The organism is Amycolatopsis sp., from assembly GCF_035276945.1.
GTDB lineage: Bacteria > Actinomycetota > Actinomycetes > Mycobacteriales > Pseudonocardiaceae > Amycolatopsis_E.
Map to the genome: position 1 here is coordinate 89,696 of NZ_DATELF010000045.1, position 13,485 is coordinate 103,180.

14 protein-coding genes are annotated in these 13,485 nt (G+C 69.8%); 11 read left to right on the top strand and 3 right to left on the bottom strand.

Going from position 1 to position 13,485, the window contains the following annotated elements:
* Positions 1–117: 117 nt before the first annotated feature.
* A complete protein-coding gene (locus VJT49_RS06370) occupies positions 118–1,866 on the bottom strand; it encodes an ABC transporter family substrate-binding protein (protein WP_324163755.1) in 1,749 nt (582 codons plus the stop codon).
* 382 nt (positions 1,867–2,248) lie between these two features.
* On the opposite strand from VJT49_RS06370, the gene mshB reads away from it, so the two are divergent.
* Genes mshB through VJT49_RS06385 form a run of 3 tightly spaced genes read left to right on the top strand, consistent with a single transcriptional unit; the run spans position 2,249 to position 4,217 of the window.
* Positions 2,249–2,995 carry an N-acetyl-1-D-myo-inositol-2-amino-2-deoxy-alpha-D-glucopyranoside deacetylase gene (mshB, locus tag VJT49_RS06375; protein ID WP_324163756.1) on the top strand — a complete coding sequence of 249 codons (747 nt, stop codon included), beginning with the start codon at positions 2,249–2,251 and terminating at the stop codon, positions 2,993–2,995.
* Positions 2,995–3,423, top strand: coding sequence for a hypothetical protein (locus VJT49_RS06380; protein WP_324163757.1), 429 nt, complete (start codon positions 2,995–2,997; stop codon positions 3,421–3,423). Before mshB ends, VJT49_RS06380 begins: the two co-directional genes overlap by 1 nt.
* Positions 3,420–4,217 carry a hypothetical protein gene (locus tag VJT49_RS06385; RefSeq protein ID WP_324163758.1) on the top strand — a complete coding sequence of 266 codons (798 nt, stop codon included), beginning with the start codon at positions 3,420–3,422 and terminating at the stop codon, positions 4,215–4,217. Before VJT49_RS06380 ends, VJT49_RS06385 begins: the two co-directional genes overlap by 4 nt.
* 4 nt (positions 4,218–4,221) lie before the next feature.
* Here the strand turns inward: VJT49_RS06385 and VJT49_RS06390 are convergent, their stop codons facing one another.
* A complete protein-coding gene (locus tag VJT49_RS06390; RefSeq protein ID WP_324163759.1) occupies positions 4,222–4,989 on the bottom strand; it encodes a site-2 protease family protein in 768 nt (255 codons plus the stop codon).
* A gap of 300 nt (positions 4,990–5,289) precedes the next feature.
* Between VJT49_RS06390 and VJT49_RS06395 the strand changes: the two genes are divergently transcribed.
* Together VJT49_RS06395 and VJT49_RS06400 are read left to right on the top strand one after the other, a co-directional pair.
* Positions 5,290–5,589, top strand: a complete 300-nt coding sequence (locus VJT49_RS06395; RefSeq protein ID WP_324163849.1) for a WhiB family transcriptional regulator — start codon at positions 5,290–5,292, stop codon at positions 5,587–5,589.
* Between the two features lie 220 nt (positions 5,590–5,809).
* Positions 5,810–7,786, top strand: coding sequence for a hypothetical protein (locus VJT49_RS06400; RefSeq protein ID WP_324163760.1), 1,977 nt, complete (start codon positions 5,810–5,812; stop codon positions 7,784–7,786).
* Here the strand turns inward: VJT49_RS06400 and VJT49_RS06405 are convergent.
* Positions 7,770–8,234, bottom strand: coding sequence for a metallopeptidase family protein (locus VJT49_RS06405; RefSeq protein ID WP_324163761.1), 465 nt, complete (start codon positions 8,232–8,234; stop codon positions 7,770–7,772). The genes VJT49_RS06400 and VJT49_RS06405 overlap by 17 nt on opposite strands.
* A 99-nt stretch (positions 8,235–8,333) precedes the next feature.
* Here VJT49_RS06405 and VJT49_RS06410 point away from each other — a divergent pair, with 99 nt between their 5' ends.
* The 6 genes from VJT49_RS06410 to VJT49_RS06435 all read left to right on the top strand — a co-directional run bounded on the left by VJT49_RS06410 (position 8,334) and on the right by VJT49_RS06435 (position 13,456).
* A complete protein-coding gene (locus VJT49_RS06410; RefSeq protein ID WP_324163762.1) occupies positions 8,334–8,693 on the top strand; it encodes a DUF3499 domain-containing protein in 360 nt (119 codons plus the stop codon).
* A gap of 170 nt (positions 8,694–8,863) precedes the next feature.
* Positions 8,864–10,219, top strand: coding sequence for a phosphomannomutase/phosphoglucomutase (locus VJT49_RS06415; protein WP_324163763.1), 1,356 nt, complete (start codon positions 8,864–8,866; stop codon positions 10,217–10,219).
* A 29-nt stretch (positions 10,220–10,248) separates the two neighbouring features.
* A complete protein-coding gene (locus VJT49_RS06420; RefSeq protein WP_324163764.1) occupies positions 10,249–10,461 on the top strand; it encodes a Trm112 family protein in 213 nt (70 codons plus the stop codon).
* Positions 10,436–11,539 carry a hypothetical protein gene (locus tag VJT49_RS06425; protein ID WP_324163765.1) on the top strand — a complete coding sequence of 368 codons (1,104 nt, stop codon included), beginning with the start codon at positions 10,436–10,438 and terminating at the stop codon, positions 11,537–11,539. The genes VJT49_RS06420 and VJT49_RS06425 overlap by 26 nt, the downstream gene beginning before the upstream one ends.
* Before the next feature lie 57 nt (positions 11,540–11,596).
* Complete coding sequence (manA, locus tag VJT49_RS06430; RefSeq protein ID WP_324163766.1) at positions 11,597–12,817, top strand: mannose-6-phosphate isomerase, class I; 1,221 nt, start codon at positions 11,597–11,599, stop codon at positions 12,815–12,817.
* Positions 12,818–12,925: 108 nt separating this feature from the next.
* The gene (locus VJT49_RS06435; RefSeq protein WP_324163767.1) at positions 12,926–13,456 is read left to right on the top strand and encodes a hypothetical protein; all 531 of its coding nucleotides are present in this window, start codon (positions 12,926–12,928) and stop codon (positions 13,454–13,456) included.
* Positions 13,457–13,485 lie beyond the last annotated feature (29 nt).

The window sequence follows — 13,485 nt, forward strand, 5'->3', positions numbered from 1 at the left end:
GCGCCGCCGCTTGTGGCGGCGATGCCCGGCGGCGTGCGTCAGTGGGTGGTCCGGTGGGGAGGCCGCCAGTGGACCACCTCCCCACCTTCGAAGAGGGAAATTTATACCGGGGGCTTGTCAGCCCTTGCGGAGACCCCACTTCTCCATGTTGTAGACCGGCCCGTCAAGGGTCGAGTTGGCCCGGATGTTCGCGATGTTGTCGTAGGCGGCCAGGAACGTCGGCTTCTGGTACAGCGGCAGCACGTAGGCGTCGTTGGACATGATCTGGTCCGCCTGGTTGAGCTCGTCGGCGGCCTTGTTCACGTCCGTCTCCGCGTTGGACTGGCGGATCAGGGCGTCGGACTGGGCGTTGACCCAGTGCCCGTAGTTGCTGTCCGAAGTGGACAGCCAGTTCTGGATCGCGCCGGCGTAGACGAACGGCGAGGCGACCCAGGCGAAGACGATGATGTCGTAGTCGCCGGAGGTGGTGGTGTCACCGAGGTCGTCGGTGGGGTCCACCTTGACGGTCACCCCGAGCTGCTGCGCGGCCTGCGCGAACAACTCGCATTCGTTCTGCCGGATCTGGTTGCCGACGGTGTAGCGGATCCGCAGGTCGGGCACCGCGGCGCCGGACGGGTCGATCAGCTTGCCGTTGTCGATCTTGTAGCCGGCGTCGGTCAGGAGCTTCTTGGCGGCGTCGATGTTGCCGGTGCCCTGGCCGGTGGGCGTGACGACGTCCTTGTAGCCGGCCTGGTTGGGCATGAAGTTGTGGTTGTTCAGCGGCTTGACCTTGTCGGTGAACTGGCCGACGGTCTTGTTGATCAGCGCCTGCCGGTCCACCGCGGTGAACAGGGCCTTGCGCAGCGCGAGGTTCTGCAGCGCGGGGGTCTTCAGGTTGAAGTCGAAGTGCTCCCACTGCAGGCCGAGGCCGACATAGGAGGACACGTTCGGAATCTTCTTCACCTGGTTGACCATGTCCACCTGCGGCTGCGGGTAGATCGCCTGGACCTCGTTGTTCTGCAGGGCGGTCGGCTCCTGCGTCGCGTCGGTGATGATCCGGTAGATCACCCGGGACAGCTTCGGCTTGTCACCCCACCACTTGTCGTTGGGCACCTCGGTGACCGACACGTTGTTCTGGAAGTTGTCGATCTTCCAGGGGCCACCGGACCAGGTGGGCACGGTCGAGCCGAACCAGTCGAAGGCGGCCTTCAGGCCGGCCGGCGTGTTGAGGTCACCGTGCTGGGCGGCGAGGTGCGCCGGGTAGAGGCCCCCGGACGAGCTCCACATCGTCTTCCAGTCGGTGAACGGCTGCTTCATGGTGACCGTCACGGTCTTGCCGCTGTCGGAACCGACGACGGTGGCGATGTCGTCGTATCCCGCGGTCGAGGGGACGGAGCAGTCCGGGCAGTCCTTGTTGTTCTGGGTCTTCCAGTTGTAGATGAAGTCGTCCACGTTGATCGGGGTGCCGTCCGACCACGTCGCCTTCGGGTTGATCTTGTAGACGATGGTCTGCGGGTTCGTGCTGGTCACGTCCGCCGAGCTGATGAAGTCGGTGTTCAGCGTCGGGTTGAGGTCGGGCGACGCGTAGAACGTGTAGGGCAGCAGCCGGGTGACTACCTCGGAGGTCTCGAACACGTTGCCCTTGGCCGAGGTCACGTTCCAGTTGGGGACGTTCTTTTCGATGACGTAGGCGACCTGGCCACCGTCCTGCAGTTGGTCCGTGGAGGCCGAGTTGCACGTGTTCGGGCTGGCGTCGCAGTCCTTGAAGGCCTGACCCGTCTGCGTGGCCGTGTTACCCCCGCTTCCGCCGCAGGCGGCCAACACGAGTGCGGCACTCGCCATGAGCGCGCCAATTCTGGCGGCCCGGGACTTCATCAGCGTTAACATCATTCTCCTTGATCGACGCCGTCTTGGGGTTTCGAGGCGTTCTCGTCCTGCGGCGGCGAACCGTCGAAGGTGATCGGGTTGCTCACCGTAGTCGTGCAACCTAGGCAGTGGAACCCCATCGGGCAGATACCCTGCGTGAGATCGTGATGCAACAGTAACCTCCCGTGGTTCACCCAAATGAATGAACGAGAGGTTTCGTGCAGTAACGGACCGTAGTCAAAGTCCATGAAGCACGAGCGCCCCTTCTCGTATATCCCCAGCTACGGCAGTAGGTAGTTGCGGGGGAGAATAACCCACGCGTCACCGGTTGTGGACCCCACGAAAGGACTAGTCACGTACACGTGACAATTGCTCGTGTTCGTCTGCGAATTAACCTGAACTCGTGACCCGAAGGTTATTACTCGTCCACGCGCACCCCGACGACGAGAGCATCACCACTGGCGGCACGATGGCCGCCTACGCCGCCGCGGGCTCCGAAGTGACCCTGGTGACCTGCACACTCGGCGAGGAGGGCGAGATCATTCCCAAGGGTTTGGGCCAGCTCGGGTCCTGGGCCGCCGACCAGCTCGGCGGTTACCGATCGTGGGAACTGAAGGTCGCGCTTCGCTCACTGGGGGTCGTTGAGCACCGGTTTCTCGGCGGCATCGGCCGCTGGCGTGACTCGGGTATGGCGGGCACCGCAGCCGCCACGCACCCCCGGGCGTTCGCCGGCGGGTCCCTGGGCGAGCAGGCGGCCCAGCTGCGCGAGATCCTCGACGAGCGGCGTCCCGAGGTCGTGATCACCTACAACTCCTCCGGGGGCTACGGCCACCCGGACCACATCCGCGCGCACGAGGTCACCATGGCGGCGGTCCGGGAGGTGCCTTCGGTACGCCGGATCTTCCACATCGCGTCCGGGGGCGGAGCGGTTCCGGTGGCGGACGGTGGGGCCACCACGGAGATCGACATCAGTGCGCACCTCGACGCGAAGATCGCCGCGCTCCGCGCGCACGCGACCCAGGTCACGGTGAACCCGCCCGTGTTCGCGCTGTCCAACGGTGTGCCCCAGCCGATCGCCGAGGTCGAGCGGTACATGCTGGTACACGGGCCCGCGGACGGGGCCGAGACGGATCTCTTCGGAGGCTTGTGATGGGCGGGGGTCAAGCGCCGCTGCGGTGGGTGCTTTTCGCGGTGCTGGTGGTCGACACCATGCTGCTCGCGACGCTGGAGCTGTTCTTCCTGCCACTGCGGCTGGACGGCACGGTGTTGCCGAAGCTGGCCGCGATCCCGGTACCGGTGACCGTGCTCGTCGCCGTTTTCACCACCCCGCTGCTGGTCGCGCAGGCGGGGCGGCTGGTGCACCCGCGCGCCGCGTTTGCCCCGCTTGTCGTGTGGGTACTGACCGTGCTGATCCTTGGTTTGTCCGGACCAGGCGGGGACCTGGTGCTCATCCAGGACTGGCGGGCCCTGTTGCTGCTCGCGGGTGGCGCGCTGCCCGCCGCGATGGCCCTCGGGGGAGCGCTCGCGGTCGATCCCGCGCGGCGGAAGCAGAAGGCAGAGAGGTGGCAGGCAAGGTGACCACCGAGCGCGCCCCGGTGAAGCGGTCGCCCGACCGGGGAAAGGAACCGATTTCCGACCGGCAGCTCGCGGCCGTGCTGCGGCCGTTCGTGCGCGCCGCGGGTCCCGTGGTCGGCGCGATGCGGGCGCCAGGGCGTCTCGGTGGCCTCGGGTCGGTGAAGGTGCCCGGGTCGGCGGCGTGGCAGGCGCTGGCCCCGCAGGACCGCACCATCTGGTGGATCAACCGGGTCGGCAGGCTGACCGCGTTGGTCGCCGCGATCCCCGGGCTCGGCGGTGTGCTGGCGGACCGGCTGCCCATCCAGGACGCGCTCGGCGCCTCCGCGCAGGGACTGCTGTTGTGCGCGATCGCGGAGGAGCACGGAGTGCGGGATCTCGGGGAGCGGGTCCGCCTGCTCGCCTGGGTGCTCTTCGACCGTGACCTGGATCCGGCCCTCGCCGTGGGCAAGGACGACGAGGTCCGGGAGCGTGCCTCCGGGCGGGGCCCGGGGATCGTATCCCCAGAAGACAGCCAGGCGAGCAAGAAGGCGCGGGCGGAGGAGCTGGCCGGGGAATTCGCCGGGAACACCAAGCGCCGTATGACGGTCCTGGCCTGTTCGCGCACGTTGTGGCGGATGGCCCGGTCGCTCACGGCCATCCCCGGCGAGCTGGAGAAGCGCCCCCGCGGCTACTTCTTCCAGCGCGGCATCGGGATGCTCCCGATCGTCGGAATGGTGGGCAACTACCTCGCCGAACGCTCGGCGCTCAAGCGAGTCGCCAGCATGAGCGCGAAGTGGCTCGCCTCGCGCCGCGCGTAACCGCCTAGTGCCGCCAGAACATGAACACGTACTGGCCGGTGATCGCCAGGCGATAGTCTCCGCCGACCGCTTGGAACACGAAGCGGGACAGCTCAAAGAAGGCGTCTTGCAGCGGCGTGACCGCGAACAGCAGCGCGAACAGCGCCAGCGGCGCCCACGGGCGAACCTTGGCGGCAAGCTCCCGCGCGCTCGGTGACAGGTACGGCTCGATCGCGCCGAAGCCGTCGAGGCCGGGCACTGGGAGGATGTTCAGCACGAACGTGAGGATCTGCAGCAGCGCCAGATAGGACATCCCGACGGCCAGCCCGACGGGCATCGGGATGTAGGTGACCGCGACGGTGAGCAGGATGCCGACGGCGAGGTTGCTCAGCGGGCCGGCCAGCGACACCCAGGACGAGACGGCCCGCGAGCGCAACGCCCAGCGGTTGATCCACACCGCGCCACCGGGCAGCGGGATCCCGCCGATGGCCAGGAAGACCAGCGGGAGGATCAGCGACAGCACGGGGTCGGCGTAGTGCCGCACGTCCATGTTCAGGTAGCCCTTCGCGGCGACGCTGTGGTCGCCGCCCTTGTAGGCGACCACGGCATGCCCGAACTCGTGCAGCGTCAGTGACACCGTCCACCCGCCGATCACCAGCAGGAAGACGCCGGCGGTGAGCATGGCGTCCTTGGGCGTGGTGGGATGGCTGAGCGCGGCCAGTACCCCACCCACTACGGTGAGTGCGAGAAGGCCGAAGAACAGGGGGCTGGGACGGACCGCTGATCGCTGCACGCCCCCAGTCTGTCGTACGCACCCGAAGTCGCCGGTAAAGGGACCACTTGTCCTCCTCGTGCGCTTCGTCGGCAATTCCGGCTGGGCTCCAGTCCGGTCACTGTTCGGCGTGTCCACTTGCGCTGGCCGGGAGAGGGTCCCCCAAACTCGCTACTCCGCTTGACCTCACCGCATTACACGGGTGTAATCACAGTGCTGTCATTCGTTGCTGCAAGGGGGCGACGAGGGCGGCTTCAACACCGCCAGCCTGGGGAGTGCGTGGAAGCGGAGGAGGCGGACGTGCGGTTGGAAGCAGATGGTATGGAATGGGGGCAAGTCGTGGATTGGGGAGAGAGCCCGGGCGAGCTGGGCGACCTCACCGACCTCTTCGACCCCACCGAGCCACCGGAGTGGCAGGATCGCGCGCTGTGCGCGCAGACCGATCCGGAGGCGTTCTTTCCGGAAAAGGGTGGTTCGACCCGCGAGGCCAAGCGGATCTGTCAGGGCTGCGAAGTGAAGGCCGAGTGCCTCGAGTACGCGCTGGCTCATGACGAACGTTTCGGAATCTGGGGTGGACTGTCCGAACGGGAGCGTCGGAAGCTCAAGAAGCGGGCAGGCTGACCAGATCCCGGTAAGCGTCGCCCGGCGGTGGGCGGCTTTCGGTGCGAAAGTCGCCGGCGTGCCTTGGTGAGCCGCCGACATATCCGGCACTTTGTAGAGGGGGTCCGGGGGCTTACCACCAGGGCAGGGTCTGGGGGTCGCACCTCCAGACGGCAAAGCGGTCCGGGGGCAGGCCCGGGACGGCAGACTGCTGGTCGACGGGATGGATGCTGGAGAGTTGTTGGCCAAGCACGCGGACGCGGGTGACACGCCGTCCCCGGCGGCCAAGGTAACGCCCCCGCTGACCCTGCTGGTCGTGCTGACCGCGCTCGGGCTGGTGATCAACGGTCATCGGCTGGGTCTCGATCTCGCGGGCGGACCCCTGCTCCCGGTCGGTGGTGTCGGCGAACTGTGGTCGGCCTATCTCGCCGGCTGGCACCAGGTCGGCGGCGGCACGGCCGGTTCCGCGCCCGCGTCGCTCGCCGTTCTCGGCGCGCTGGGCGCGATCTTCACCCCGCTCGGCGGTCCCAGCGCGCTCGTGGCCGTGCTGCTGCTCGGCGATCTGCCGCTGGCCGGGCTGACCGCATACCTCGCCACTCGGCGTCTCGCGGCCCCTCGCTGGGCGAGGGCCGCCGCGGCCGCCGTATACGCCTTGCTGCCCGCGGCCACGGCCGCCGTGGCACAGGGCAGGCTCGACGTGATCGCCGTGCACATCCTGTTGCCTTCCGTGATCGCCGGGGTCGCCGGTGTCCTCGCCCCGACCGGGCCGCGATGGCTGCACGCGTCCTCGAGGTGCGCCCTGGGCGTGGCACTGCTGGGCGCGTTTTCCCCGCTGGCGCAGGGACTCGCGCTGCTTGGCCTGGTCGCCGGGTTCGTCGTGCTCCCCGCCCGCGAGGGGCTCCTGCGGCGGGTCGCCTCGGTGGGGATCGTGGTCCTGCTGCCGCTGGTCCTGCTGCTGCCATGGTCGACCGCGCTGGTCAACCAGCCCGCCCTGCTGCTGCACGGCCTGAGCGGTCCCGGCGCGGGCGTCACCTCCGCGGAACTCGTCGGCCTCGACCCCGGTGGTGGTGGCGCGGAACCGGCCGGGCTGGCGGTGCTCGTGGCCGCGGTGGTGGTCGTCGCGATCCGGCCGCGCGCGTTCCTCAGCCCGGGCCTTGGGCTGGCCGTGCTCGGCGTGTGCGGGCTGGCCGTGGTGCGGCTCGCGGTCGTGAAGCCGTTGCAGGGCGGCGCGGCCGCGCCGGGCTTCGCCGGCGTGCCTCTGCTGGTCATCGGGGCAGGCCTGCTGTGGATCGTGCTCACCGGTGCTCCCGCGCGGCTGCCGAAACTGGCCGGGGCCGCGTGGGTCCTGCTCGTTGCCGGCCTCGGCACCGGCGCCCTCTTCTGGGGGCGGGGTGGTGTGCCGCACGCCGGGGGTGGTGACCAGCTGGCGGCCGCGCAGGCGGACGAGCTTTCCCGGACCGGACGGTCCGTGCTGGTACTCGGCGAGAGCGGTGAGCCGCCACGCCAGACCGGCGGCAGGCTCCCGCGGTACGGCGACGATCAGCTCCCGCTGACCGGTGGTACCCCGGACCGGCTGGCGAGCTGGCAGGCGGCCCTGACCGAGCCCTCTTCCGGCGCGACGAGGGCCGCGCTGTCGGCCGCTTCGACGTCCGGCGCGTTGCTCGTGGTGTTGCCGCACGGCGCCGGGGCGGCCCCGATCGTCGCGCTGGCGCCCGACCTCGCGGTGTCGGTCCAGCCGACCAAGGACGGCCGCCCGGTGCTGCGGCTGCTGGCGCCGTCCGGCCAGGTCGTGCTGGTGCCACCGGGTGTGGCCAGGCAGGCCGTCACCACCTCGTCACCGGCCACGACGCTGGGGGTCGCGCGGGTGGACGCCGCGCTGCCGGACGTGCGGGTGCGGGTGTCCGAAGGCGTCGCCGGGCGACTGCTCGTGCTCGCCGCGGAGCAGGAGGCGGGCTGGCAGGCGACGGTGGATGGCCGGCCGGTGCCGATCGTGCCCGCCTGGGGACATCAGGTCGCGGTCGCCGTGCCGCCGAGCCAGTCGACGGTCGTGGTGGGGCATCCGTCCATGCTGCGGGACATCCTGCTGCTCATCGAGCTCGCCGCGGTCCTGTTCACCGCGTTGACCGCGATCCCCAGCCGCCCCCGGCCGGCCCCGCCCACGGTCGTGGAGACGACGAAGGTGGCCGAGCCCGAGGCCGGTGTTACTCCCCCTCGATGATGTCGGGCTCCACACCGAGATAGCCGGCCACCTGTTCGACCAGCACGTCGTGCACCAGTTCGGCCAGCTCGCCGGGATCCTTGGCACGAGCCTCCAGGGGGCGGCGGTAGAGCACGATCCGCGCTCTGGTGGGCATCCCGGTGCGGTCCACGCCGGCGGGGACCAGGCGCGACAGTGGTACCGCGCCGTCGTGCAGCACGCCGTCGGTCTGCGCCGCACCGTTGCCGCGGACCTCGGGCACGTCGTCCACCGCGACGTCGAGCTTGGTCAGCTGGTCGCGCCAGCGGGCCTCGATCGGCTCCAGCGCGTCGAGTACGAGCTGGTCGAACTTTTCCGCACGGCTGACCGCCGCGGGCAGGGACGCCGGGTACAGGGGCCCGCGCAGCCCGCGGCCATGCCGGTCGCGGCGGATACGCCGCCGTGGTCGGGAACTGCGAGCCGTGGACACAAAAGGAAGGTTACTCGCCGAGGTCACGCCCAAGTCTCGAGACCGGCGTGCCGGTGCGCCTGCGCGGACTTGCCGGTGGGACGCGCTATCGTCCAGGGCGTGTCGAGCGTACGAAAGTGTTCGCGGACGGGATGCCCCCGTCCCGCGGTCGCCACGCTGACCTACGCCTACAGCGATTCGACCGCGGTGGTCGGTCCCCTCGCGACGGCGTCCGAGCCGCATTCCTACGACCTGTGCGAGCAGCACGCGCTCCGTCTGACCGTGCCGAAGGGCTGGGAGGTCGTCCGGCACGAGGGCGAGTTCGCCGTCCCCGACCGTTCCGACGACGAGTTGACCGCGCTCGCGGAGGCGGTTCGCGAGGCCGGTCGCCAGGACCGTCCCGCTCCACCACCGCCCGAGCCGGACAGCACCTCGGGGCGGCGCGGCCACCTGCGCGTACTGCCCGACCCGATCTCGTAATCACGGGACGGCAGGCGAAGGTGACGTCGGCGCGTCACCTTGCTGTCGATAACGCGCGCCCTGACCCCGGTGTTTTTCGGCCGGCGACCCCTTGCTCATGGGAGCGGCGCGGCCGATCCCGGTAGGCTTCCCGGTATCCAATTCGTCCCGAGGAGAGCCGGAGAGAACGCGTGTCAGACCTGTCGGCCATCGTGAAGGCCTATGACATCCGTGGCGTGGTCGGGGAACAGTTGAACGCCGAACTGGTTCGCGATTTCGGCTCCGCGTTCGCGCTGCTGATCAAGCCCGAGTCGCCGTCCGTGGTGATCGGCCACGACATGCGGGAGTCCTCCCCGGCGCTGGCCGCCGCGTTCGCCGAGGGCGTCAACGCCCAGGGGCTCGACGTGGTCTCGATCGGCCTGGCCAGCACGGACCAGCTCTACTTCGCCTCCGGCTCGCTGAACCTGCCCGGTGCGATGTTCACCGCGAGCCACAACCCGGCCAAGTACAACGGCATCAAGCTGTGCCGGGCCGGTGCCGCCCCGGTCGGTCAGGACAGCGGGCTGGCCGAGATCCGCGACTCCGTCGAGCAGGGCGTGCCCGCGTTCGAAGGTCAGCCGGGCACCGTCACCGAGCGGGACGTGCTCACCGACTACGCCGCCTACCTCCGCAAACTCGTCGACCTGTCGGCGATCCGGTCGCTGAACATCGTGGTGGACGCGGGCAACGGCATGGGCGGGCACACGGTGCCGACGGTCTTCAACGGACTGCCGATCAACGTCGTGCCGATGTACTTCGAGCTCGACGGCAGCTTCCCCAACCACGAGGCCAACCCGCTCGACCCGAAGAACCTGGTCGACCTGCAGGCGAAGGTCCGCGAGGTGGGCGCCGACGCGGGCCTGGCCTTCGATGGTGACGCCGACCGCTGCTTCGTCGTCGACGAGCGCGGCGAGCCGGTCTCCCCGAGCGCGATCACCGCTCTGGTGGCCGTCCGCGAACTGGCCAAGGAGCCCGCGAGCCTGATCATCCACAACCTGATCACGTCCAAGGCCGTGCCCGAGATCGTGGCCGAGCACGGCGGGAAGCCGGTGCGCACCCGGGTCGGGCACTCCTTCATCAAGGCGGAGATGGCGCGATCCGGCGCGATTTTCGGTGGCGAGCACTCCGCGCACTACTACTTCCGCGACTTCTGGCGGGCCGACACCGGCATGCTGGCCGCGTTGCACGTACTGGCCGCGCTCGGCGAGCAGGACCGCCCCCTGTCGGAGCTGACCGCCGAGTACCGGCGGTACGCGGCCTCCGGCGAGATCAACTCCACGGTGGACGACCAGGTTGCCCGCATGCTGGCGGTGAAGGACGCGTTCGCGAACCGGCCTGGCGTCAAGATCGACGAGCTGGACGGTCTCACCATCGAGCTGCCCGACCGCTCCTGGTTCAACCTCAGGCCGTCCAACACCGAGCCGTTGCTGCGGCTCAACGTCGAGGCCCCCACCAAGGAGTCCGTCGACGCGCTGGCCGCCGATGTGCTTGCCCTGGTTCGTGGTTGACCAGGCGAAAAGCGTGGTAAGGAGGAACCATGGCCGTCACGCTTGATGCTCAGCTGCTGGAGATTCTGGCGTGTCCATCGCCCGATCACGCGCCGCTGCGGGCAGGCACGCCGAGCGACCCGGATGCGGACGCGCTGACCTGCACCGAGTGCGGGCGGGTGTTCCCGGTGCGCGACGGCATACCGGTGCTTCTGCTCGACGAGGCCACGAACCCGGATGACTCCAGTGCCGACGGTGCTTGACGACAGCTTGCTCGACGACCCCGCGAGGCTGGCGGAGGCCGACTCCCACGGGCTGCTTCGAGCCGCGGCGATGGCCGGTGCCCAGGTCCGGTCGACCGCCGAGCTCGCGGCCGAACTCGAGCTGGCCGACCGGCTCGACCTGGGCAGGCCGCGCGCGCTGGTGCTGGTGGTGCGGCCCGGTGTCGGCCGCGCGCTGACCAGGCTGCTCGCCGGGCTGCTCGCGCCCTCCTGCCCGGTTCCCGTCGTGGTCGCCGATGCCGTCCCCAACTGGATCGGTGCCCTGGACGTGGTCTTCGCGCACACCGACGACCCGGCCGACCGTGAACTGGCCGCGGGCATCGAACGGGCCTGCCGATACGGCGCCAGTGTCGTCGTGTCCGGCCCGCAGGACGGGCCCGTGGCCGCGTCGATCGCCGGAAAGGGCGTGCTGCTGGCACCCCGGATCCCGGTGCCACCGGAGCTGACCTTCGCCCGCGGCGTGGCTGCCGGGCTGCTGGCCGCGAACTCGCTCGGCCTCCTGGTGGCCGACGTACAGGCGCTGGCGGACCAGCTCGACGCCGAGGCCGAACGCGGGCATCTCGGCCGCGACTCCTTCGCCAACCCGGCGAAGGCGCTCGCGCTGCGGCTTGCGGGGCGGGTTCCGCTGCTGTGGGGGCTCGATCCCCTCGCGGTGGCGGTCGCCGAACACGCCGCCTATGCGCTCGGTGCCCTCGCGGGCACGGTATGCGACGCCGCCGACTACCGGCAGGCAGTGGCGCGCCCCGCGCTGCTGCGCGCCGCCCTGGCAAGCACAGGTGGGCAGGACATCTTCGCGGACCCGGACGCCGACGACGGTGTGCCGAAGCCTCGCGTGCTGCTGCTGGCCGTGCATACCGGCCCAACCGCGGACGTGGCCCGGTACGAGGCTTCGCATACCCTTCCCGGGGCGAGCGTGCTCGCCCCGGCGGACGAGATCGGCGGTGACGACCCTGTTCGTGCCGGTGTGCTCGCGCTACGGTTCGAGCTCGCCGCGGTTTATCTCGGGCTCGCGGCGGGGAGCATGGGGGGAGCCGGCCACTTCACGCCCGCTACCGCGTGAAACCGGCTTTCCGACGCGATCGCGCAGAGTCGCCAATGAGTAGGAGTTGAGAAACAAGTGGAGCTGCTCCGCAATGCCGTGCGGCCCTACGCCTGGGGTTCCAGAACGACGATCCCGGAGCTGCAGGGCCGGCCGGTACCGGCGCCGCACCCGGAGGCGGAGCTGTGGATGGGGGCACATCCCGGCGACCCGTCCTGGGTGGTCGGCGCCGACGGGGTGGAGCGCAGCCTGCTGGAGCTGGTCGAGGCGGATCCCGAAGGCCAGCTCGGTGGGGCATGCGCGGGACGGTGGAACGGCCGGCTGCCGTTCCTGCTGAAGATCCTGGCGGTCGAGGAACCGTTGTCCATGCAGGCACATCCGTCGGCTGAGCAGTCCGCCGAGGGGTATGCCCGTGAGGAGGCGGCGGGAATCCCGCGGGACGCGCCCAACCGGAACTACCCGGACCCGACGGCGAAGCCGGAACTCGTCTGTGCGCTCACCGAGTTCCACGCGCTGGCCGGTTTCCGTGACCCGGACCGGACGGTGAAGCTGCTGCGCGCGGTCGAGACGCCGGGCCTGGCCAAGTACACCGAGCTGCTCGCCGCGCAGCCCGACTCGAACGGCATGCGTGCCCTGTTCACCACCTGGATCACGCTGCCGCAGGCGACGCTCGACGAGCTGCTGCCCGAGGTGCTGGACGCGTGCGTGGGCCACGTCAAGGACCACGGCGAGTTCGACACCGAGTGCCGGACCATCCTCGAGCTCGGCGAGGCGCATCCGCGGGACGCCGGGGTGCTGGCCGCGCTGCTGCTCAACCGGCTCACCCTCGGCGCGGGCGAGGCGATCTACCTGCCTGCCGGGAACCTGCACCTGTACCTGCACGGTACGGCGGTGGAGATCCTGGCCAACTCGGACAACATCCTGCGCTGCGGGCTCACCCCGAAGCATGTCGACGTGCCCGAGCTGCTGCGCGTTGTCGATTTCTCGTGCTGTGACATGCCGGTGCTGTCCGGCGAACCGGGCAGCTGCGGCGCGGTGTACCCCACGGACGCACCCGAGTTCCAGCTGTCCCGCTGCGAGTGGGATGCCGGGGAACGCGGCGAACTCCGGGCCGAGGGTGGCCTTCCGCAGATCCTGCTGTGTACGGCGGGTGCGGTCGCGGTGTCCGGCGACGATGGCACCGCGCTGGAGCTGGCCCGTGGCCAGTCGATGTGGCTGCCCGCGTCGGACCCGGCGGTCACGGTCCGCCCGGTCGGCGAAACGCGCACTCAGCTCTTCCGCGCGACCTCGGGGGTCTAACACTCGGAATGTGTTCTTTCCGTGTGGTGGGTTTGGGCATTCTTCCCCCATTCGGGCGAATCGCTCGCCCGAACGAGGAAACCAAACCACTACAAGGAGAACACGGACGTGACGTCCTATCCGCAAGCCCAGGCCGGTTACCCGCAGGACGCGCAGACGGCGAACCGTCCCGGCGCCCTCACCGCCGCGCTGGTGCTGGCCGCCGGTGCCGCGCTGGCCGCCATCGTCGACGGGATCCTGTTCATCACCGGCGCCCACGATGTCGCCGTCAGCGGTCTCCAGGAGGCCGCGGGCTCGACCATGGACTCCCTGCGACAACTCGGCGGGGACGAGTTGGTCGACGAGACCGTCAACCAGGTGGTCAGCACGCTCAACACGCGTGCCTACGTGACGATCGTCGCCGCGGTGCTGCTGCTGGTGTTCGGTCTGCTTTCGGCGAAGGCCGCGACCTGGGCGCGGGTGCTGACCACGATTTCCGCCGCGGCGGTGCTGGTCATGGGCCTGCGGCTGTTCAGCGACATCGGCACCGGCCTGATGCAGGGGCTCGGCGCGCTGGCCGCGGTCCTCGCGCTGGGCACGATCGTGGTCGTCTGGCTGCCCGCCAACGCCCGCTACGCCAAGGCAGTCAAGCGCGCCTGAGGCCCTTGAGAGACAGCTCGCGCCCTCGA

Excerpts from the sequence above, each read along its gene's own strand:
- VJT49_RS06370 (WP_324163755.1), bottom strand. The coding sequence starts at position 1,866 with ATGTTAACGCTGATGAAGTCCCGGGCCGCCAGAATTGGCGCGCTCATG.
- VJT49_RS06425 (WP_324163765.1), top strand. The coding sequence starts at position 10,436 with ATGACTCCAGTGCCGACGGTGCTTGACGACAGCTTGCTCGACGACCCC.
- VJT49_RS06420 (WP_324163764.1), top strand. The coding sequence starts at position 10,249 with ATGGCCGTCACGCTTGATGCTCAGCTGCTGGAGATTCTGGCGTGTCCA.
- VJT49_RS06380 (WP_324163757.1), top strand. The coding sequence starts at position 2,995 with ATGGGCGGGGGTCAAGCGCCGCTGCGGTGGGTGCTTTTCGCGGTGCTG.
- VJT49_RS06395 (WP_324163849.1), top strand. The coding sequence starts at position 5,290 with ATGGAATGGGGGCAAGTCGTGGATTGGGGAGAGAGCCCGGGCGAGCTG.